Origin of the sequence: Shinella sp. WSD5-1, from assembly GCF_963942435.1 — a bacterium.
Taxonomy (GTDB): Bacteria; Pseudomonadota; Alphaproteobacteria; order Rhizobiales; family Rhizobiaceae; genus Shinella; species Shinella yambaruensis.
In genome coordinates, this window is the sequence record NZ_OZ012602.1 from 118,948 (window position 1) to 139,722 (window position 20,775).

Here is a 20,775-nt window from a genome sequence, read left to right on the forward strand (position 1 = left end):
CTGGTAAACGGCTGAAAATCCTATGAGTTTTCAGCATAGTCGATATTGTGAATCTTTATGGACCGGCAGCGATTCGCGTCACTCCCTCGGTCGCCTTCATTGGACAGCGGCTATGACGGTCGGGGTGCTGGTAAGTGTTCCGCGGAGAGCGATAGAGTATATTCTTATTGGAGGTTGGGCCCAGCTTCTGGGCGATAAACCGAAGTGGAGGAGACATGCGAAAGGACCAAATTGACAATCAAGCCTTGATCGCCGCAGGGCTACGCCAGCCAATGCTGGACAATGCACTGCTTACTGCTTTCCTCGCCGTCGTCGATTGCGGAAGTTACACGTCAGCGGCCAAATTCCTTCATCGCACGCAGTCAGCGGTAAGCCTGCAAATCCGGCGTCTTGAAGAATCTCTGAACACGCAGCTCTTTGAATTTCCGAGAAATCACGTTGTGCTCAGTCAGAATGGGTTAGCGTTTGTCGAATATGCGCGTCGGCTGGTGGCGCTCAATCGGGAAGCATTGGCCTCCGTCGACGAGGGCGCCATGCGCGGACAAATCCGCATCGGCTCCAACAATTTCTACGCATCAAATGTATTGCCGCCGCTCCTTGTTGAATTCAGTGCGATGTACCCGGACGTCCAATTGATCCTGACTACGGGAGGACAATCAACGCTGGCCGAGGGCCTCGGAAACCGTTTCGACCTGATCTTCAATTTCTATAGGGAGACGGACTGCCGCGGTCAGATCCTCTCCCGCGAAACCTTGCATTGGGTCGAAGCACCAGATCAGCACATATGGAGAAAAGACCCGGTTCCCGTTGCGCTCATGCCCAAGGAGAGTCTGTTGCGTGAGATTATGATCGAGAGCCTCGGACAGCTCGGACGGAATTGGCGAATGGTATATGAGAGTCACAGCCTCGACGCTACGATATCCGCCGTTGCGGCGGGCCTTGCGGTCACCATCTGCGTATCGTCCCGGCTGAATCTCGCCGGGGACACACTTTGCGTTCTCGGGAAGGACGCCGCCGCTAGCCTTCCCGAATGCGTATTTGCAGTAGAACGGGCATCTGGTCCGACAGCGCGGCCGGTTATCGAATTCTATAATTTCATGATTCAACGTCTCGGAACACACGATCTCGCATTTCCATAAAGTTTCTAAATAGCTCAATTTTCCTTTCTCGTTGGCAATTTCCAAGTGGCTGGCCATACTCGCAAGAAGTGTTGGCAAAAGATTTGGGAGGATTTGCATGCCAATTTCGAGAAGAGACTTTTTGGTAGCCGGCGCAAGTTTGTGCGCGCTGACAGCAGCAATGCCCGGGCTGGTGCGCGCCCAGAATGTGCCGGCGATCGCACGCGGCGGCTCGATCGTGGCGTCGATGGATGCGGAACCCGTCAGCCTCCACCCCTTGTTCGGCAACGCGTCGACGACGGACAAATTTCTTTTTAACCAGCTTTTTGACGCACTTCTCGCCATTGCGGAAGACGGCACCGTAAAACCTGCTTTAGCGACCGACTGGGCCTATGGTGATGACAACACGGCGATCACGCTGACATTGCGGAACGACGTGGTCTTTCACGACGGCGAGCCGTTCAATGCCGAAGCGGCCAAATTCAACATCGACTATGCAATCAGCGGGAAAGTCGTTGCTCCCCATGTCAGCGATTTCGCCGACGTCGAGAGTGTCGACGTGCTTGATGAATTTACGATCCGCCTCAACCTGAAGCGTCCCTCTGGAGCAATCCTGGCGGCGCTAGGCACCGAGCCGGCGATGATGATGTCGCCAAAGGCCATCCGAGAGCAGGGTGACGACGTACAGCGCAATCCTGTCGGCACTGGCCCTTTCAAATTCGTGCGCTGGGTGCAGGGAGAATATGTGGAGGCACAGCGTTTCGACCGATACTGGAAGATCGGCGACGACGGGAAAGCATTGCCCTATCTCGACGGGATCCGCATGCGTTTTATCTCCAACAACGCCACCAAGGTTATCGAACTTCAGGGCGGCAATCTTGATCTTGCGGACGCCATTACATCTCGCGATGCGCTTCAGCTGCAAAGCGATTCCCGCGTCAAGCTGCTCTCACCTCCAGGCGGCATCCAGTCTTGGCTTGCCTTCAACAATCAAGCCGAACCTTTCAATAACATCCATGTTCGTCGCGCCGTGACGGCGGCTATCGATAGGAAAGGTCTGCTACAAGCTGTCGCTTTGGGCATGGGAAATACCCCCCCCGTCATGTTTGCCGAGACGGAATGGGCCTATAACGCAACGCCCGCTCCGCACGTCTTCGATCTTGATTATGCGCGCGCCGAGATTGAAAAATCCGGTCTCGGACCGAACATCAAAGCGACGATGAATGTGATTCAGCGTGACCCTGATGTTCAAATATCGCAGATGGTTCAAGCGATGTTGGCTCAAGTTGGCATAACGCTCGATATCCAGGTACTTGAACGTCAGGCATGGGTACAGGCAGTGCTCGACAAAAACTACCAGATCGGCATCGGCCGTTGGTCAATCCCATTCGTGGATCCGGATCAAGTCGTCAATTCGGTACTCGGCCGCGGAGCGCTCAACTGGGCCAATATCGATAACGAGGATCTCAAGCAGCTTTCGATAGAAGCTGCGCAGGCCGTCGACCGCGCTGAACGCAAAGCAATTTACAACAAAATTCAGACGATTTTGATCGATCAGGCCTGCTACAGTTTCCTAATGATGCGCAGCGTCAATTACATCAGTAATCCCAAGCTGTATGGGATAACGTTTGAGCCCAATGGCCTTTGGCTTCTCAGCGGCGCGTATCTCGCGCCATGAATTCGAATGTCAAGCCAAATGCAGATGCCTCTCGGACGGTTGCGCCTGGGGGGAATCAGGGTCCGATCCTGACGGTCGATGCGCTCGAAGTAGGATTCAGTTCTGGAGGTAAGGGCTTCTCGATCGTGGAAGGCGTGTCGTTTGCGGTCAATGCTGGTCGAACGCTTGCCGTCGTCGGAGAATCGGGATCGGGGAAATCCGTAACGAGTCTGGCACTGCTCGGCCTCTTGGGAAAGCTAGCCACCACTCGCGGCCACGCAGCCTATCGAACAAAGGACGGTAGGATCGTTGATCTTCTGCAGCTCCAAGAAAAGGAACTTCGATCCCTCAGGGGGGAGGAAATTTCCATGATATTCCAAGAGCCAATGACCGCCCTGAACCCCGTCCTCCACATAGAGGATCAGTTGGTCGAAGTCTTGCACAATCATCAGAAGATATCGCAGTTGGAGGCTAGGCGGCAGGCCCTTGAGATGCTGCGCTTTGTTGGCATCCCCGACGCTGAGCGCCGGCTGCGAACATACCCGCATGAGCTGTCAGGAGGCATGCGGCAGCGTATCATGATCGCATCGGCGTTGATGCGGCGGCCAAACCTGCTGATCGCCGATGAACCCACGACTGCGCTGGACGTGACCATACAGGCGCAAATCCTGCGCCTGCTTAGGCGCTTGCAGCGATCGCTTGGAATGGCGATGATCTTCATTACCCACGACCTAGGCGTAGTAGGCCAAATTGCTGACGACGTCGTAGTGATGTATTCGGGACGAGTTGTAGAGACGGGTCCGGTGCAGACCGTTCTGCAAGCTCCGCAGCATCCCTATACGCAGGGACTGTTGGGATCCGCACCCCGAGTTTCGGCAGACGGAACACCGGCGCCACTGACACCCATTCCGGGTATCGTGCCCAGTCCCGCAAGCCCTCCCCCAGGCTGCAGGTTTCATCCGCGATGCAGTCAGCATGTCGAGGGGGTTTGCGATGGCATCGAGCCCAAACTCGAGTCGGTGTCGGAAATTCAACAGGTACGTTGCGTGCGCTGGCAACAGATCGCCGCCACAGCGGAGGTGCGTCATGTCTGATCCGCTTCTCGAAGTCCGCTCATTGACCAAAGTGTTTCCGGCCCGAAATCGCGGGGGCGAACCTGTTCGTGCCGTCACCGATGTGAGTTTCGACCTTCTGAAAGGCGAAACCTTGGGTCTGGTTGGAGAATCCGGATCGGGAAAGTCGACCATCGGACAATGCATCGTCCGACTCGTTCGACCTGACCATGGCCAGATATGTCTTGAGAAGCGCGATATTGCGCAATTGTCGCGACGACAGCTGCGTCCCACGCGCAACGCAGTACAGATGATTTTCCAGGACCCAAGCTCATCTCTCAACCCCCGGATGACGGTGGGCGATGCGCTGCGCGAAGCGCTATTTCTTCGTCATCGCCATGACAATCGAGCCGCTATAGAGGCGCGACTTTTCGAGATGATGAATCTTATCGGTTTGCGTCCGGAATTCGTGGACCGTTACCCCCATCAAATGTCGGGGGGACAGAAACAGCGTATCGGCATCGCGAGAGCGCTTGCCATGGAACCCGAAATCGTGGTGGCCGACGAGGCCGTTTCAGCACTCGACGTTTCCATTCAGGCGCAAATCATCACCTTGCTGCAAGGTTTGCGGGAAAAGCTCGGGCTGACGATGCTATTCATTTCGCATGATCTAGGGGTCGTGCGTTATGTAGCCGACAGAGTAGCTGTACTGTATCTGGGTCGACTGGTCGAAATTGGCAAGACCCAAGACATTTTCACGCAGCCACGCCATCCCTACACGGAGGCGTTGCTTTCGGCCATTCCGTCGCTAGATCATCCCCTAGATGAAGAAGAGGAGCTGTATGAAGTGCAGTCCTCAGAGAAGACACAGCCGACCCAGGGCTGCGTTTTCGCACCGCGCTGTCCACATGTCACAACCCAGTGTCTCGAAAAGCAGCCTGTGTTGACGGAAGTGAATGCAGGACATGGCCATGCCTCCGCCTGCCTGCGCCAAGAAATCTATGCATCCCGAATGAAGGCGGAGGGTCATACCGATGCGTAAAATTGCGGACCTTTTGATTCAGACATTGCCGGTCGTATTGATCGTGAGTGTTGTCGCCTTTCTCTTGACCAGTCTGCTGCCCGGCGACGCGGCTGTCTCTCGTCTGGGGCTGGATGCGACCCCCGAACAACTGGCAGCTGTCCGTGAAACCATGGGACTAAACGACCCCGTGCCTATCCGCTACGTCAAGTGGCTAGGCAGCGCTCTGGCGGGAGATTTGGGCACTTCTTTGCGAAGCGGAGAGCCTGTAACCAATATCCTTATGCGCCGTATACCGGTAACCGTAGAACTAGCGGTACTGGGAACGACCTTGGCCATGCTGTTCGGCATACCTGCTGGAATATTGGCGGCTGTCTATCGTAATGGCCTGATCGACGGGATTACTAACATTCTTGCCTTGAGCGGCATGGCTATACCCTTCTTCTGGCTCGGATTGCTCTTGATCATGATGTTTTCGCTCAATCTGCAATGGGTGCCTCCATCGGGCTATGTGCCGTTTCTCGAAAATCCGCTCGAAAATCTCCGCCTTATGGCCCTTCCATCGCTCACGATCGCCGTGGCTTTCGCAGCGACATTGATGCGACAAACACGTGCGTCAATGCTGGAGGTTCTTACAGCTGACTATATCCGCACGGCAAAGTCGAAAGGCACGTCGCCCTTGCGGATCATTCTCCATCATGCACTGAGAAACGCTCTTATTCCAATCATCACTGTGGTCGGCCTGCAAATGGGAACATTGGTTGGGGGTGCCATTGTAACCGAGTCTGTTTTCGGCCTGCCTGGCCTCGGGCGGACGATTGTAGAAGGCATTTTTCAGCGCGATTTCCCTGTCGTTCAGGGAGTGCTCGTTGTCATCGTCGTCGCCGTCGTTGCGACGAATTTTGTAACCGATATTTGCTACCGGCTTGTCAATCCGAGGATCAAATGATGGCAGCATTAGCTGATACAAATCAAGTGCAGGAGCAAGCCACCACCGCCCCGGGCATCCTTGGCAAGGTATTATCTTCCTGGCCGGGCAAGGTCGGCGGCGGGCTTGTCGGGATCCTCATTGTGATCGCCGCGCTTGCGCAGTGGATAACTCCCTATTCCCCGACAGCCGTCGACTATATGACAATTATGACGCCACCGAGTTGGGACCACCCGTTTGGAACTGATGAGATTGGGCGCGACATACTGAGCAGGGTTATGGTCGGCGCACAAACCTCTCTCGTTGTAGTCATTGTCGCCACTTTCATCTCGGCGTCCATCGGTTCCATCATAGGGCTGTTCGCAGGATGGATCGGAGGAGTGACTGAAAAGATCATCATGCGTTCGATGGATGCCCTGCTTGCCTTTCCTCTCATTGTGATGGCTCTTGCAATCATAGCCATACTGGGACCAAGTCTGACAAACGCGATCATTGCCATTGGGATCGCAAAGGTACCTCACTTTGCGCGTCTTGTGCGCGGTGAAGTACTCACTATCCGGGATATGGACTACGTGCGCGCGGTCGAGGTACTTGGTCTTTCCACAACGAAAATTATCCTGCGACACGTATTGCCCAATGCCACCGGTCCTGTGCTTGTTTACATGTCTATCGCAGCTTCCTTGGCACTGATGACCGAAGCTTCACTCAGCTTCCTCGGTCTTGGCGTTCAACCGCCCACACCGAGTTGGGGCGGAATGGTATCGATAGGCATGCAGAATTGGCACTCCTGGTGGATGAGCTTTTTCCCCGGCTTGGCAATCTTTTTAACGGTCATGGCTTTCAACTTGCTCGGTGATGCCATGCGCGATGCCCTGGATCGCCGTACAGATCGGTAGACCGCATCTACTCGCGGAATTCAGTAGTGCCGCGGCGAAAACAATATCCCAATCAGGAGAACCCCAATGGACTTCGAGGGTGAGGGCATTCTTGCGCTCTGGAATGGTGCGGATGCGAGCCGCAGTGAGGAATACAATATGTGGCACAGCCGTGAACATGTGCCTGAAAGGCTGAGCGTACCCGGGATGCGAAGCGCGCGGCGCTACGTTCGAACTTCTGGTGAATTACCTGAATATTTGACGCTCTACGAAGTCGATAACCTATCTGTCCTTGAGAGCCAACCCTATCTGAAACTTCTCGAAAACCCCACTGAATGGTCAAGCTCGATGAGACCATCGTTTCGTGGGTTTCTCAGAAAATGCTGTAACCGTATCGTTAGCTTTGGCGGCGGTATGGGAAGTACCCTCGTAACTCTGCCTCTTGGTCGCGATTTTGAAGGCTCCGCCAAACAATGCGAGGCCCTGATTGAGCATGTTGTGAAAGACGCGGGACCTTTTGTGGCCACACATCTCATTGTGGAAAGCCCTGATATTCCCCCAGTGCCGTTTACCATCGGAGGGGATGACGTTCTACCGCCGTTGACTGGTGCTGTGTTACTGGAGAGCTACGACGCCCAATCGGCCGAAGTCGAACTTAATCGGTTGCTTCCCTTTTTCGCTGACTGCGGCATTGTCCACGAGGATGTCCGGGCCTCCTTTTACGGCCTGGTCTACGCTCTCAACGTAAAATCGCTTGAGCACATCGTTCCGATGAGCAAATCAAACTTTAAGGTTACTGCAGGTTGGAGCGCCTGAACGCTCTAATTTCCGCGAATATGACTTACGCAGTAGACGCCTGTTAAGTCGAAATGTTGGTCCCGAACATGCGCCTTACGGACTGCCATAACTTCCACGACTTCCGCCGCCTCGCGAAGCGCCGCCTGCCCGGCCCGATCTTCAATTATATCGATGGCGCGGCGGATGACGAGGTGACCTACCGGCGCAACACGTCCTCGTTCGAAAGCTGTGATCTGCTGCCGAGCGTTCTGCGTGGCGTCAGCAATGTCGACATGTCGGTTACGGTCATGGGCCAGCGGCTGGCGATGCCGGTCTATTGCTCGCCAACGGCACTGCAGCGTCTCTTTCATCACGAGGGCGAGCGCGCAGTGGCGCGGGCGGCGGGCAAGTACGGCACGATGTTCGGCGTCTCCTCGCTCGGTACCGTCAGCCTCGAGGAAGCGCGGCGGATCAGCGGCGCGCCGCAGGTCTACCAGTTCTACTTCCACAAGGACCGCGGCCTCAACCGCGAGATGATGGCGCGCGCCAAGGAAGCCGGCGTGCAGGTGATGATGCTGACGGTCGACAGCATCACCGGCGGCAACCGCGAGCGCGACAAGCGCACCGGTTTCTCAATCCCGTTGCGGCTCAATCTCGCCGGCGTCGCGCAATTCGCCGTCAAGCCGGGCTGGGCGCTCAACTTCTTCACGCATGAGAAATTCAAGCTGCCGCAACTCGACAGCCATGTCGACATGGGCAGTGGCACCATGTCGATCAGCCGCTATTTCACCGAGATGCTCGATCCTGCCATGAACTGGGACGATGGCGCCGAGATGGTAGAGACCTGGGCGGCCAGTTCTGCCTCAAGGGCATCATGACCGTCGAGGATGCCAAGCGCGCCATCGATATCGGCTGCACCGGCATTGTGCTGTCCAACCACGGCGGCCGCCAGCTCGATGGGTCGCGCAGCGGCTTCGACCAACTGGCCGAAGTCGTCGACGCGGTCGGCGACAAGATCGACGTGATGATCGATGGCGGCGTGCAGCGTGGCACGCATGTACTGAAGGCCCTATCGCTTGGCGCCAAAGCAGTTGGCCTCGGCCGCTACTACCTCTTCCAGCTCGCCAGCGCCGGCCAGGCCGGGGTTAAACGGGCGTTGACGCTGATGCAAGCGGAGCTCGATCGAGGCATGAGGCTGATGGGCTGCTCGTCGATCGACCAGCTAACCCGAGCCAACCTTTGCTTTAGGTGATTTGAGTTCAGAGCACATCAAGGATATGCGACGGCTATCCCAAGTGTAGCAAACAAACCAGATTGACTAAACAAAGAATCAAAAAAACCGATTCCCCAATCAACCTTTGTCCACGAACGCTAGGCGGACAAAACTACCTGAGAATTACTGATCGCGAATACGCGCATCCTGAACGAATTTGCGCTTTCGACCGATGTCGATACCGACGGTTCTGCGTAACTTCCACGTAATCTTCGGTGGCCATACGCATCCGCCTTAGTGCTTCTCAACGGTCGACTGGCGGCCGGAGGGGCAATCAATCGAGAGGACAGGTATGAAGAAGATCATTTCAGGCGTACTCGTTTGTTTGACGCTGACAGCGTGCAGCCAGACGGAAAAGGGCGCCGGCATCGGTGCGGCGAGCGGCGCTATCATTGGTGGGTTGGCAAGCGGCACTTGGGAAGGCGCTGCGGTGGGAGCCGCCGCCGGTGGCGCGGGAGGGGCCGTGGTAGGCAACATCAGTGAACGTAATGAAAGGAGCCGCCGCGATCGCTGGGAACAGCACGACCGGCGTAACTACGGCTGCAGATACCGGGATCAATACGGTCGCTGCCGATAGAGCTTCCGGTATTGGCAATATGCGGAAGGCATTAGGATACCGGGCAGATTCAGGCGTCCCGGTGTCCGTATCTGAACCGCCGACTGCCAGTTGATCCGGCGTCCACACGGTCACGGTGTTCGAATTTATCTGAATCGAACGTATTTTTTCTATAAGGATTCCTGGGAACGACTGCCCGAGATTTTTACGATAAGGCCACTATGAAACTTCTGCTTATCGAAGACGATCCGGAAATGACGGATGCGTTGAGGACGGCCCTCTCCCAGCATGGTATCGTTCTTGACGCCGTTGGAGATCTGGAAACGGCGCGGGAAGCAATCGCGATGGCGCATTACGATATCGTCCTTATCGATCGGCAACTGCCGGATGGCGACGGCAGTACGTTCCTTGCCGATTTGCGTCGCGCGGGTTCAATTACGCGATCGATCATTATCTCCGCTCTGAGTTCGACCGACGAACGTATTTCCGGACTCAATGACGGCGCTGATGACTATTTGCCGAAGCCCTTCGAAATCCCCGAACTGGTCGCAAGAATGAGCGCTGTGCTAAGGCGGGCACCAACAACCGACCCGTCCGTGTTGTCGGCAGGAAACGTCACCTATGATCGTGCTTCAAGCGATGTGCATGTCAACGGCGTCGGGGTTGCGCTCACCCGGCGAGAACTGCTCATCATCGAAACGCTTCTAAGAAACCGCGGTCGTACCGTATTGCGCTCGTCCCTTGAGGGTCACGTCTATTCCTTTGACGATGAGATCCAATCCAACTCACTTGAGGCCAATATGTCACGCCTGCGCCGGAAGCTCAGCGATGCTGAGGCTGACATTGTAATCAAGAACATTCGTGGCATCGGCTATTACCTTTATGAGCAGAAATAGGACAGCAAGCTCATCCCTTCGCTGGCGATTCACGCTTGGCTTCATCGTCCTGCAGGTCTGCGCGATCATCGTCTCGCTGGGCCTGGTTTTCTATCTCCTTTCCGGCATCAAGCCTGATGTGGCCATCACGTCCATCTGGCTGTCTCAGGAAATCGCAGACTCCGTCCGTCTCGAGCCGAATGGCCGGGCCTATCTGGCACCGACGGCCAAACTTAAGGAGATGATGGAGGACGCGCCTGACCTATGGTTCGTGGCAGACATGGGAGAAGATACTGTCCTTGCACACGGCACCCCACCCAAGAAAATCGCCGACAACACCACATTCTTGCGGACGTTCACAAGCGTCGAACTCCATGGTTCTCTGAATGACCCGCTGAGTGTCGCCCGAATGCAGCGTTTCGACACCCAGGCCGGTGAAGCAACGATTTTTGCCGGCGGTGTTCCGATGTCTCAATACGGTGTGACCGTCCTGTTGGGGAACCTTGCCATTGGCGTGCCGGCGCTGATCCTCGTCGCCATCTCCCTCATCGGCGTTCCGTTCGTCACGCGCTGGGCGCTGCGGTCCTTCAGCGATCTGACCGGGCGTCTCGACATGATCGATCTCGACGCTCGCGGCACCCTGGTGGAAGAGCGTGGCTTGCCCAATGAGGTGCTGCGCGTTGTGCGCGACATCAACAGGGCGCTCCGTCGTCTCGATAGTGGCTTCGAGGCGACGGAGCGTTTCTTCGTCAACGCGGCGCATGAACTTCGAACGCCGATAGCTGTCCTGCAGGTAAGGATCGATACCCTTTCACCAAGTGTGGACAAGACACACCTACAGACGGCCATCAAGCGACTTACGGCGATCGCGAACCAGCTTCTCGACACCGAGAAGTATCGGCAGAAGCCTCAGCAAAATGCACCTGTCGATCTCAAAAGCGTTGTGTCGAAGGTAGTCGCCGACCTTGCCCCGTTGGCCATCGTCGAAGGGTATGAGATTGCCTTTGAGAGCGACGCGGAAAATCTCTTCGTTCGTGGTGACGCCGACGCTCTGGAGCGTGCATTCGTCAATCTGGTACGTAATGCAGTCCAGTACGGAGGTGGCAGAGGGCAGATATCGGTTGGAATTGAGGCTGACGGTAGCGTGACCGTGGCCGATCAGGGCTGCGGAATTGCCGGCGACAAGCATGCGCGTATATTCGAGCCGTTCTACCGGGTCAGCCCTCACGGCTCAGGCGCGGGTCTGGGGCTCAGCATGGTCAACGACATCGTGACCCGCCATGGTGGTTACGTCGAGCTTTCTTCCGCGCCAGGCAAGGGGAGCATCTTTGCGGTACGCTGGCGCGACGGGCGCGTTTTCCACCAGCCGTAGGGAGTCGCCGGTTGTGCCGACTGGTCGATAAGACGGTTTCATTCGTTGATGTTGGCCGAACATGGCCGTGATCGCCCTTAATGCTTCGCGGACAATCTCCGGCATGTCATCCACATTGCCAGCACTCTTTGTCGATTGATCGACTGTGACGGTGCGCGCCAAACGGACCAGGCGCGGCAACGGACAAGTAGTGTCAGGTTGCTGTCTGCAGCGCCGGGGTTCGTTCGGCCGTCTGCGCGCGCCGCAGCGACATCCTCTCCCAGTTCCTGATCGAGGCCGTTCTGGTTTGCCTTGTCGGCGGCTTCATGGGGGTCATGCTCGCCCTCGGGCTCAGCGCTCTTTTCAATTTGCTGAGCCCCGACTTCAAAATGATCTTCTCCTCCGGATCCATCATCATGGCCTTCACCTGCCCGACCCTTATCGGTGTCGTCTTCGGCTTCCTTCCCGCCAGCAACGCCGCAAAGCTGGACCCCATCGAAGCCCTGGCGCGCGACTGATGACCCGCAAGCGTCTGTTCGGAACGACGGCAAAAGGTCGTAAGCTGCCCGGCAAGCCTGATCCCGTTGCAGCTCGCTTGTTACGCACTCCGCCTAATTATTGCCTCCCGTAAGGTCCACGTAAGGAATTGGTTCCAAGTCATCGAGGTCGGTTCGACATGTCGTCATCGCACAGGCGTCGCCATCCAAACCTGCATGCATAAGGAGCTAAAATGGAAAAAGTCATCGCAACGTTGTAGTGGCCATTGCCCCTACCGGCAGCTCACAATCTGTTGGCGCGGGTGCAACACTAGCGGCGGTCTCAGGCGCCCTGATCGGTGGACTAACCACCGATTCATGAGAACGCGCAGCCGTAGGCGGAGCCTCAGGGACGATAATTGGCAGGGGCGCGCAGTGACCTGCAATGTCCAGAAGTAGAGAATAACAATGGCGAACGAAGTCTCCCTAAAAACGAAACAAGCAAGGTAGGGCAATTCACCCCGGTGACCGCACCGGCATAACTGACCTTCGCGATAACCGAATTGTTTGATCTGCTTTTGAGCGCCGAGGCGAAGCGGTTCTGTTTCTCAAGAAGGAATTCCGGCAGCACCAGCAGCAACTTTGAAAGCCGTTCACAACGGACTGGCTACGGCCTATCGCGGCAAGGTGATCATGGCCTGCGGCACCGACAAGACGATCACCAGTCTCAAGATTGCCGAGGATCTTGCCAATGTTGGCAAGTAAGTACTGTTCATGGTGCCCTCGCTGGCGCTGATGGCCAAACCATTCGAGAATGAGTCAACGACGCTGTTGTCCCTTTGTGAACCTTCTCAGTCTGCTCTGAAAACCAGTTCTGCAAACGTAAAGGCAGTCAGCAAATTTCATCGCCGCATCACAATGAGACTTCCGAACGGTATCTAGGGCCCAGCAAGCCTCGCCGTGCAAAAGTCATAAAATAAGAGAGGCGACCATCAATGTAAGAATTGAAGAACAAGAATTGTTCTTCAAAAAGGATATTTTTATTGGCGGATTATCCATGCGACGTTTCTGGAAATGGCATCTATTTATAATGGAGTATCTAAATATGAGAAAACAAACCGAACGAGGACTACGGCCTGTGCCCGCAGTGGTGCCGTATCATCGGGTATTAGTCAGTGACAGGCTTCGAATAGGGCGCGACATTCTCGCTCTTGCACTGCTTATCGGCGGATTGTTTTTCTTTAGCTTGTTATCCCCTATAATCGGAGGCGTAATCGACACCCATGTCTTTGGGCGGGTTAATCCCATGTCCGGCGGTACGGACTTCACTCCGGTTTACGTAGCCGGAAATTTCGTTGGGGTCGCCGCGCTCATCCCATGGAGCATGTTTTTACAGCGCTGGCTTTACGGCGTGAAGGGTGCCACGTTGCATTCAGTACGCTCGGTCTTCCGTTTCGATGTGTTCGGTCGTGCTATGTTGATTATTGTACCCATTTGGACAGTCTATATGGTCTTCTTCAACTGGTTCTCGTCATATAACACCACGGAGTTTCGGGTCGCCGACTTGCTTGCTATCTTTGCTGTAAGCGTATTGCTCGGACCACTCCAAAGTGCTGGTGAGGAGTATGGCTTTCGGGGGCTGGTATTCCGGATCGCCTCCAGTTGGGTCCGCAATCCGAGAGCGTCACTTATCGTGGGCATCGCTGTCTCGAGCGTGTTGTTCGCTCTCGTGCATGTGTCGACCGATCCGTGGTTTAACTTGTATTACTTGGCTCTCGGCATCGCCTTTGCAACGATCACCTGGCGAACAGGCGGTCTGGAGAATGCGATTGTTATACATGCTGTCAATAATACGCTCGCCTATATCTTCGTTTTAATACTGCGCGTCGAGTATTTGACAGCCATCGACCGTTCGGCCGGGATGGGGTCAAAGATCATGCTGATGCCTTGTGCGGTGCTTGTGTTTGTCACAATGATTATATGGTTCAGCACCCGTCTCACCGGTCCTGAACGGACACCTCAGAACATGGCTTCCGTCAAAGCACACACAACACAATGAGAGGATCGGGCAAGTCCATGAAAATGCGGCCAAACCCGCCACGAGCCTCGCAAATCAAGTCTTTAACGCGCCTTTGTGTTGGTCGCGGCCCCAGTGTCCTGTTGCCGCCAAGGACTACGTGGGAATTTGTCGGACGCAGAGTGGCAGCTCATTGGGAGCGCTTGCCGGCCGAGCGAGGGCGAGAGTCCCGACCAGCGCAAGATAACCGACGATATCTGAACGGCATGCTCTATATTCTGCGGGGGGATCACGCGGATATTGTGGCCGCAGGCGCAGACGACAGCGAAGATCGCATCGCAGATGCGGCCCTCCCGCGAGCATCTGGCAAGGCTACCGTCGCTTTTCATGTGCCCGATCTCCGGCTCGATGGCGCTTCTTCACCTCGGTGCTTTGCTAGGAGCGGGGTGATGCCACGTCTTGTGCCCGCTGATCAGGATCTTGGTGGTCTCCACGGGCTCTGTTGCGAAAATCAGTTGGCGACCGCAGTTCCCCTTTCGCCGGACACACTTACCCCATTGCCACAGTGACCTGGATGCCGAGGGCCGTGAAGCGGTTCATGGCCGCCGCGCGGATCTGGACCTCGGCAAATGGCGGTCGGAGTCCCGCGACATCAGCCGCAGGCCGAGCTGCTTCATGCGGTTCATTTTCGTCTCCGCCCTGCTGCGGCGGTGATACCCGCTCCAGTTCCGCCAGAGCGCCCGGCCAAAGTGTTTCGAGGCCCGCAGGCTCTCGTTGCGTGCCCGGGCCCCGGGCGTGTCTGGCTTCCATGGCCTCGCATTCCGTCTCGGCGGAATGACCGCCGCTGCAATGTGGGCGGCGATAGCGTCATGGCAGGCCCGCGTGTCGTAGGCACCGTCGGCCGTAACCGTGGCGATCTCCTCGTCCTCTGGGATCTGGGCATGCAGGTCCGGCAGCATCGGAGCATCGCAGACATGGCTCGAAGTGACTTCCACCGCCCGGATCTCGAGCGTTCTTCTTCGATACCGAGATGGATCTTGCGCCAAACCCTTCGTTTCGAGAGGTCCGGCACGGGCCAGCGGAGCCCCGAAAGTTCCAGAAGGCTTGCCACGAAGCAGGTGGCATGGCGGAGCGGCAGGCCGAAGAGAACCTTGATGATCAGGCAGGCCTGGATCGCAGCGTCGCTGTAGGCGTGCTGACGGCCACGCCGCCCTGACGGCGCTGCTTCCCACTGCATCAAGGGGTCGAACCAGACGGTCAAAGATCCGCGCTGCCTCAGCGCCTGGTTATATGCGTGCCAGTGGGTGGTCTGGTAGGTCAGCTTCGGCGGTCTGCTCATGCCATTCGGCTATTACATTGGATTCCCAAAGTGAATCTCAAGCCTTCTTTGTGCAACAAGGTCCTCCCATTATCTTCTGTTGCGCAGCGTGTTCCGAAATAAGTCTTTAGGTGGAGAATGATCCCGCGTGTTATTCGTTGCTGCTAGCCCCGCCATCTTACGGCGCATCAGCTCTGGATTATGGCGCATTCTATGGCGCTGGATAGAATACTGATTGCCATGTCAATTTCTTTGTCACTCGACGTCAGCGGGGGAGCAATGCGGAACACCGCGCCCATCGCGGGGACCTTTACAATATTCATGCTTAAGCCCCGCTCCATGGCCGCTGCGGCAATGCGGTCAGCCATAGCGAGATCCGGCTGCGTGCTGTTTCGATCCGTCACTATTTCGAGACCAATCAGCAATCCCCTTCCCCGCACGTCGCCGATGCAATCATACTTCTGCTGTAGCGCGAGCAGACCGTGCCGCAGCCGTTCACCGGCTTCCCTTGCCCGCCCGACCAATCCATCGCGTTCCACCACATCCAGCACGGCGAGCCCCACCGCGGCCGGCAGGGGGTCGGAAACATGCGTCGTCAGAAAGATGAAACCGCGTTCATGAGCCGCCTCCTCAATCTTGCGGCTTGTCATCACCGCTGAGAGCGGCAGACCGGCACCGAGGGTCTTGGACAATGTCAAGATGTCCGGTGTCACCCCGTCACGCTGGAAGGCAAACATCGTTCCGGTGCGCCCGATCCCGGTCTGCGCTTCATCGAGGATAAGTAACATGTCACGCTCCTCGCATTTGCGCTTGAGCGCAGCGAGGTACCCCTGGGGCAATTCGATGATTCCGCCGGAAGACAGGATCGGTTCCGCAATGAAAGCTGCAAGGCTGCCCGTCGATTGCGCATCAATCAGCGCGAAAGCATCGTCCAGCTCGCTTTGCCAATCGAGGCTCCCATCGGCATGCCGGAAGCGAGGGCGATAAGCCTGCGGCGCGGGGATTGCAAACGATCCAACCGCCGCCGGGCCGTAGCCCTTGCGCGCGGCACTGTAAGTCGCTGAAGCAGCACTTCCCGTCATACCGTGCCAGCTCTTGGAGAACGCGACAATTTCGTGCTTGCCGGTAACACATTTTGCAAGGCGTATCGCGGCTTCGTTCGCTTCGCCGCCAGTCGAAAGCAACATCGCTTTTTCGAGCCCCGGGACCATCCGACCAAGCCGGGCGCAGAGATCGACGACAGGAGACGACAGCATGCCGCTGAAGAGGTGATCAAGCCGGCCGATCTGATCGCGAACGACACGAACCACATCGGGATGCGAATGACCCAGGAGCGAACTCATCTGCCCCGAGGTGAAGTCAAGGATTGCCGCGCCGTCTGTGTCGTAGACAAAGCTGCCTTCGGCACGCTGGATGATCCGCCGCTCGAACACTGGCCCGTAGCGCATGACATGGTCCGAGACATCTGACCAGAAAGAGTTTTTTCCGACGGTATCAGGCATAGCGGTCTCCCTTGCGTTTCGAAGAAGGTATCGCCGATAACCAATCAAGGATAATTAATTCCTCTGCATACAGAATCAAGGAAAACTCATATGAAGCCGAATCTTGACATCGCTCTGTTGCGTAGTTTCGTCGTCGTATCGCGTGTCGGATCAATCCGCGCTGCCGCTGGACGCATCGGGCGCACTCAGTCGGCTATAAGTCTACAGATCAAGCGGCTAGAAGAGATTGTCGGAGAAAGGCTTTTCCACCGCATGGGATCCGGTGTGGCGCTTACTGGCGCCGGCGAGCGCTTCTTCCCCGGGGCAGAGCGAATACTTGCTGTTCATGATGAAACCATAGAAGCCATTCGCTCCGAGAGCGTAACGGGATCGCTTGTCTTCGGATGCCCGGAAGACTATCTCACGGCCTTTTTCCCTGACCTCCTGCGACGCTACGGGGCCAAGTATCCGGGTGTCGAGATAGAGATCGTTTGCGCCCCAACTGTCGAACTCTATCCGCTTCTGCAAAGTCGCCGGATTGATCTGGCGCTTGTTTCTGTTTCTGCTTCGGCGCCGCCCCGAGATATTATTCGATACGAACCGCTGGTCTGGATAGCTTCCGAAAAGGCGCCTGCCCTGCTCAGCGAACCGGTTTTGCCGCTGGCCCTTTCGGGCTCGGAAACAATCGACCACCAAGAGGCGCGAAGAGCGATGGATGCTCTCGGCATCAACTACCGGGTCACCCATGCCAGCAACGGCTTGGCCGGTGTCCTAACGATCGCGCGATCAGGCCTTGCTATAAGCGTGGTAACTCGCGCGGCGGTTCCCCCAGACCTGGCAATTGTCGCAAAAGGTCTGCCACACCTTCCAGAAATAGGCGTCAGCCTTATTTATGCCTCAGCAAAGCCGACGCGTGCAGTACAATCATTCGGGGCTTTTATTTTATCCAGCCTCAAATCGGCATAGCGGCGTGCATCCGATCGCACGACTATCTATTATTTATCGTCAGGGGCGCGACGTCACCGAGCCCGAAAGTACAGAATCGAGTCCCACGAATGCTAGGTCGTGTTGACAAAGTGGATTCCCAAATCAGCGGAAGCGTGATTCAAGACTGCCTTTTAGGAGGCAGTCTTGGCGCGCGGCGACCTGACGGATATGGAATGGCGGATCATTGAGGGGCTGTTGCCCAGCGAACGCGGTAGGAAGTCCCGACCCTCGCACGATAATCGGCAGTATCTGAACGGCATGCTGCATGTTCTCCGGGTCGGCTGCCCATGGCGCGACATGCATGAGCGCTACGGGAAGTGGAACTCCGTCTATGTGCGCTTCCGCCGTTGGGCCGAACAGGGCGTTTGGGACGCTCTGCTTGAGACCCTCGTTGAACTGGGGCTGACGGATGACTGGCAGCACATGATCGACAGCACCACGGTTCGCGGCCATTCGCAGGCTGCGGGCGCTAAAGGGGGACTTATCAGGAGGCTTTTGGTCGATCACGCGGCGGCTTTACGACGAAAATCCACGCCCGAGCAGACGGTCAGGGACGCCCTCTTGGCTTCGTCCTGACGGGCGGAGAGGCTTCGGACTATAACGCCGTTCCTGACTTGTTGGCTATACCGGTCGGCAAACCGAGACTGTTCCTTGCAGACAAGGGCTACGACGGTGATTTCCTGCGTGAAGAACTCCTGATCCACGGCATCAGGCCGGTCATTCCGCCGAAGGCCAACCGGAAGAACCCGCCTGCCTGCGACTTCCGGGCCTATAAGGATCGAAACCGCATCGAGCGGATGTTCAACCGCCTCAAGCAGTTCCGTCGCGTCGCGACCCGATACTACAAGACCCGAAAATCCTTCTCAGCATTCCTCGCCCTGGCCGCCGCAAAGATATGGCTGCCATACTTTGTCAACAGGACCTAGATGGGCCCCGCCCTACACCGGGCTCCCGGGCGGTCAGGCGTTTCAGGCGGGTATTGATGGTTAACGCGCTCATGCGTCTTGGTCACGCCACGGAGTGTCATTTCGTCCAGCGGCTTGCTCGCACGTCAGAGCGCACCCTGCCCCTGGTTGCCTCGAGGGTTGCGCTGCTCGCATCTTGAGCGCGAAACGGTCTGTCATCGTGTACAACGACGGGGCACTTTGCCTTAGCAGGCCGCGCTTCTGTATTCGGACAGGCTCAGCGCCGTTGCGGCAATCGGCGTGCCGCTCATGGGCCAACCCCCACTTCAGTCGACGCAAGTTTGTCTCCTGCACGGACATGCCCTCGTTCAACGCTCTATTTTCGGGAGGAGGGTGTAGCCGAACCGGCTTGAAATAGCCCCGCCAGAAGAGCGATGATGGCAAAACAGGCTACCGCCGTTCCGGCTCCATAACCTGCCATCACAATACCGAATACCGGCGCGCCGACGGTTTGGCCGACGGCGATGGTCAGGAATCCGATCGTCAGCCCGATCGCAGGCCGGTCGGGCAAGGCACGCACGCCCCAGATCAGATAGACACCTGTCAGCATCATATAGGCAGCGCCAAAAAGCGCTCCGCCGATCAGCGCAAAAGCGGGGCCTGCGACATTGGACCCGGCTGCGAGGACGCCACCTGCTATGAGCCACAGAAAGGTCCGATGGACCCGATCGAGGCCGAAGCGGGCGACCAGGTGACCGGCCAAGGCGCCGGTGACGCCGCCCGCACCGATTGCGCTCCACAGGGCGGCGGCTCCCGTCAGTCCCCAGTTCAACCTCTGCGATACAAGCTCGCCGCCAAAGGACCAGAGCGCGGTGCTCGCCGCCCCCATCAGGAAAGAGGCGAGGACAAGATGCAGCACAGCGCCAGTCATTGGTGGCAGACCACCCACGCCACTAGCTTTGCGTGCGCATGGCAGCGATAGTGCAGCGGCGATTGCGAAAACCGCGGCAATAAAGGCAAATACACCGAAGGCCAGCCGCCATTGCCCGGAGATTGCCAGGGTAATCGGCGCCGAGAGGACCACGCCGGCACTTGTCCCCGCATTGATGGCGGTGTTGGTTATGTCCTGCCGGTTTTTCCGGACGGCAGCCGCAACGGCCGCAGCCATTGGCGGTGAGGCAAGGCCGGTGCTTGACCCGGCCACCACGACGGCAACGGCCAGAACAAGTGGGTTCGGAGCGAGTGCGATGCCCGCCATGCCGAGAGCGGCAACCACGCCTGCCGCTGTGGCGACCGCACGGGCGCCAATCCACTCGGTTAAGGCGGCGGAGGTGATGATGGCGATGCAGTAGGCGGCAAAAGCGCCACCGGAGATCAGGCCGCTGAGAGCGGGGCCAAGGCTCAGTTCGGCATTGATTTGCGGCAGGAACAGGCCAAGGGCAAAACGGGCAAAGCCATAGCAGACCGCGATCAGACCGAAGCCCACGGCGCCGACAAGAACAGCAGGGTTCATTGACGCGCCGCCTCCAGCAAAACAGCGGCCGCCGACCGGGCAGCGGACACAGCATCATTCCCGCGATAAACCGCGGCATGGGTCGCCCCTTCGAAGAGGATGAGCACCTGATCGGCCAGGGACGGATCGGCGTGGCTAAGCTCGGCGGAGACAATATCGCCAATCCGTTGCCGGAATGCCGCCTTGTGCGCAGCGACCGCCTCATAGATTTCCGGTATGTTACCGCCGGTCTCTGCCAGGGCGCGAAGGAACAGGCAACCCCGCATCCCCTCGCTCCGGATCCAGTCCGCAAGGGCGGTAAAGAGCGCATCCACGCTCTCCACCTTCATCCGGGCCATGAACCGCCGGTCACGTTCCGCAAGCACTCGCGCCATGAGCTGGGCCTTGCTGCCGGCATGTTTGTAGAGCGTCCGGCTCGACATGCCCGCTGCCGCCGTCAGCAGGTCCACCCCGGTCCCCACATAACCATGGCGGTCGAAAAGCTGTTCGGCGGCGACGGTGAGCCTAGTCGTTAGGTCCATGATCATCTTCCTCGTGAAACGGAGGAAGATGTAAAACGTTCGTTTTACTTATTCAAGTCCAGGTAGGCAAAAAG

At 57.2% G+C, this 20,775-nt stretch carries 16 protein-coding genes and 6 pseudogenes; 17 read left to right on the forward strand and 5 right to left on the reverse strand.

What is annotated here, in order from left to right:
• Positions 1-215 precede the first annotated feature (215 nt).
• The 15 genes and pseudogenes from AABQ55_RS33790 to AABQ55_RS37850 all read left to right on the forward strand — a co-directional run.
• Positions 216-1,139 carry a LysR substrate-binding domain-containing protein gene (locus tag AABQ55_RS33790; RefSeq protein ID WP_272809229.1) on the forward strand — a complete coding sequence of 308 codons (924 nt, stop codon included), beginning with the start codon at positions 216-218 and terminating at the stop codon, positions 1,137-1,139.
• 97 nt (positions 1,140-1,236) lie between these two features.
• Positions 1,237-2,796 carry an ABC transporter substrate-binding protein gene (locus AABQ55_RS33795; RefSeq protein ID WP_272809230.1) on the forward strand — a complete coding sequence of 520 codons (1,560 nt, stop codon included), beginning with the start codon at positions 1,237-1,239 and terminating at the stop codon, positions 2,794-2,796.
• A complete protein-coding gene (locus AABQ55_RS33800) occupies positions 2,793-3,869 on the forward strand; it encodes an ABC transporter ATP-binding protein (protein ID WP_272809231.1) in 1,077 nt (358 codons plus the stop codon). Before AABQ55_RS33795 ends, AABQ55_RS33800 begins: the two co-directional genes overlap by 4 nt.
• Positions 3,862-4,869, forward strand: a complete 1,008-nt coding sequence (locus tag AABQ55_RS33805) for an ABC transporter ATP-binding protein (RefSeq protein WP_272809232.1) — start codon at positions 3,862-3,864, stop codon at positions 4,867-4,869. Before AABQ55_RS33800 ends, AABQ55_RS33805 begins: the two co-directional genes overlap by 8 nt.
• Positions 4,862-5,797 (forward strand): ABC transporter permease, encoded by a 936-nt coding sequence (locus AABQ55_RS33810; RefSeq protein ID WP_272791955.1) that lies wholly within the window; start codon positions 4,862-4,864, stop codon positions 5,795-5,797. Before AABQ55_RS33805 ends, AABQ55_RS33810 begins: the two co-directional genes overlap by 8 nt.
• Positions 5,794-6,672 carry an ABC transporter permease gene (locus AABQ55_RS33815; RefSeq protein WP_272791956.1) on the forward strand — a complete coding sequence of 293 codons (879 nt, stop codon included), beginning with the start codon at positions 5,794-5,796 and terminating at the stop codon, positions 6,670-6,672. Before AABQ55_RS33810 ends, AABQ55_RS33815 begins: the two co-directional genes overlap by 4 nt.
• Before the next feature lie 66 nt (positions 6,673-6,738).
• Positions 6,739-7,467, forward strand: coding sequence for a hypothetical protein (locus AABQ55_RS33820; protein WP_272791957.1), 729 nt, complete (start codon positions 6,739-6,741; stop codon positions 7,465-7,467).
• A 68-nt stretch (positions 7,468-7,535) separates the two neighbouring features.
• Positions 7,536-8,680: pseudogene (locus tag AABQ55_RS33825) on the forward strand (alpha-hydroxy acid oxidase).
• Positions 8,681-8,993: 313 nt separating this feature from the next.
• On the forward strand, positions 8,994-9,278 hold the full coding sequence (locus tag AABQ55_RS33830; RefSeq protein WP_272791958.1) for a YMGG-like glycine zipper-containing protein: 285 nt from the start codon (positions 8,994-8,996) through the stop codon (positions 9,276-9,278).
• A gap of 200 nt (positions 9,279-9,478) precedes the next feature.
• On the forward strand, positions 9,479-10,153 hold the full coding sequence (locus AABQ55_RS33835) for a response regulator transcription factor (protein WP_272791959.1): 675 nt from the start codon (positions 9,479-9,481) through the stop codon (positions 10,151-10,153).
• Positions 10,119-11,504: a sensor histidine kinase gene (locus AABQ55_RS33840; RefSeq protein WP_272791960.1), complete on the forward strand. Its 1,386-nt coding sequence runs from the start codon at positions 10,119-10,121 to the stop codon at positions 11,502-11,504. Before AABQ55_RS33835 ends, AABQ55_RS33840 begins: the two co-directional genes overlap by 35 nt.
• A 215-nt stretch (positions 11,505-11,719) precedes the next feature.
• Positions 11,720-12,001 (forward strand): annotated as a pseudogene (locus AABQ55_RS33845) (FtsX-like permease family protein); the annotation flags it as partial.
• 600 nt (positions 12,002-12,601) lie between these two features.
• A complete protein-coding gene (locus tag AABQ55_RS33850) occupies positions 12,602-12,724 on the forward strand; it encodes a hypothetical protein (RefSeq protein WP_272791961.1) in 123 nt (40 codons plus the stop codon).
• Positions 12,725-12,977: 253 nt separating this feature from the next.
• On the forward strand, positions 12,978-14,018 hold the full coding sequence (locus AABQ55_RS33855; RefSeq protein ID WP_272791962.1) for a CPBP family intramembrane glutamic endopeptidase: 1,041 nt from the start codon (positions 12,978-12,980) through the stop codon (positions 14,016-14,018).
• Between the two features lie 93 nt (positions 14,019-14,111).
• Positions 14,112-14,260 (forward strand): annotated as a pseudogene (locus tag AABQ55_RS37850) (IS5/IS1182 family transposase); the annotation flags it as partial.
• A gap of 3 nt (positions 14,261-14,263) precedes the next feature.
• On the opposite strand, the pseudogene AABQ55_RS33860 reads toward AABQ55_RS37850, so the two are convergent.
• From AABQ55_RS33860 to AABQ55_RS33870, 3 genes and pseudogenes are all read right to left on the reverse strand, one after another.
• Positions 14,264-14,470: pseudogene (locus tag AABQ55_RS33860) on the reverse strand (IS5/IS1182 family transposase); the annotation flags it as partial.
• A 55-nt stretch (positions 14,471-14,525) separates the two neighbouring features.
• Positions 14,526-15,315: pseudogene (locus AABQ55_RS33865) on the reverse strand (IS5 family transposase).
• Positions 15,316-15,482: 167 nt separating this feature from the next.
• Entirely contained in the window at positions 15,483-16,796 is a 1,314-nt protein-coding gene (locus AABQ55_RS33870; RefSeq protein WP_272791964.1) for an aspartate aminotransferase family protein, read from the reverse strand.
• A 90-nt stretch (positions 16,797-16,886) separates the two neighbouring features.
• Here AABQ55_RS33870 and AABQ55_RS33875 point away from each other — a divergent pair, with 90 nt between their 5' ends.
• Together AABQ55_RS33875 and AABQ55_RS37855 are read left to right on the forward strand one after the other, a co-directional pair.
• A complete protein-coding gene (locus AABQ55_RS33875) occupies positions 16,887-17,741 on the forward strand; it encodes a LysR family transcriptional regulator (RefSeq protein ID WP_272791965.1) in 855 nt (284 codons plus the stop codon).
• A 165-nt stretch (positions 17,742-17,906) separates the two neighbouring features.
• Positions 17,907-18,688: pseudogene (locus tag AABQ55_RS37855) on the forward strand (IS5 family transposase).
• Between the two features lie 355 nt (positions 18,689-19,043).
• Here AABQ55_RS37855 and AABQ55_RS33890 read toward each other — a convergent pair.
• On the reverse strand, positions 19,044-20,180 hold the full coding sequence (locus AABQ55_RS33890; protein WP_272791967.1) for an MFS transporter: 1,137 nt from the start codon (positions 20,178-20,180) through the stop codon (positions 19,044-19,046).
• Positions 20,177-20,701: a TetR/AcrR family transcriptional regulator gene (locus AABQ55_RS33895; RefSeq protein WP_272791968.1), complete on the reverse strand. Its 525-nt coding sequence runs from the start codon at positions 20,699-20,701 to the stop codon at positions 20,177-20,179. The genes AABQ55_RS33890 and AABQ55_RS33895 overlap by 4 nt, the downstream gene beginning before the upstream one ends.
• Between the last annotated feature and the right edge of the window lie 74 nt (positions 20,702-20,775).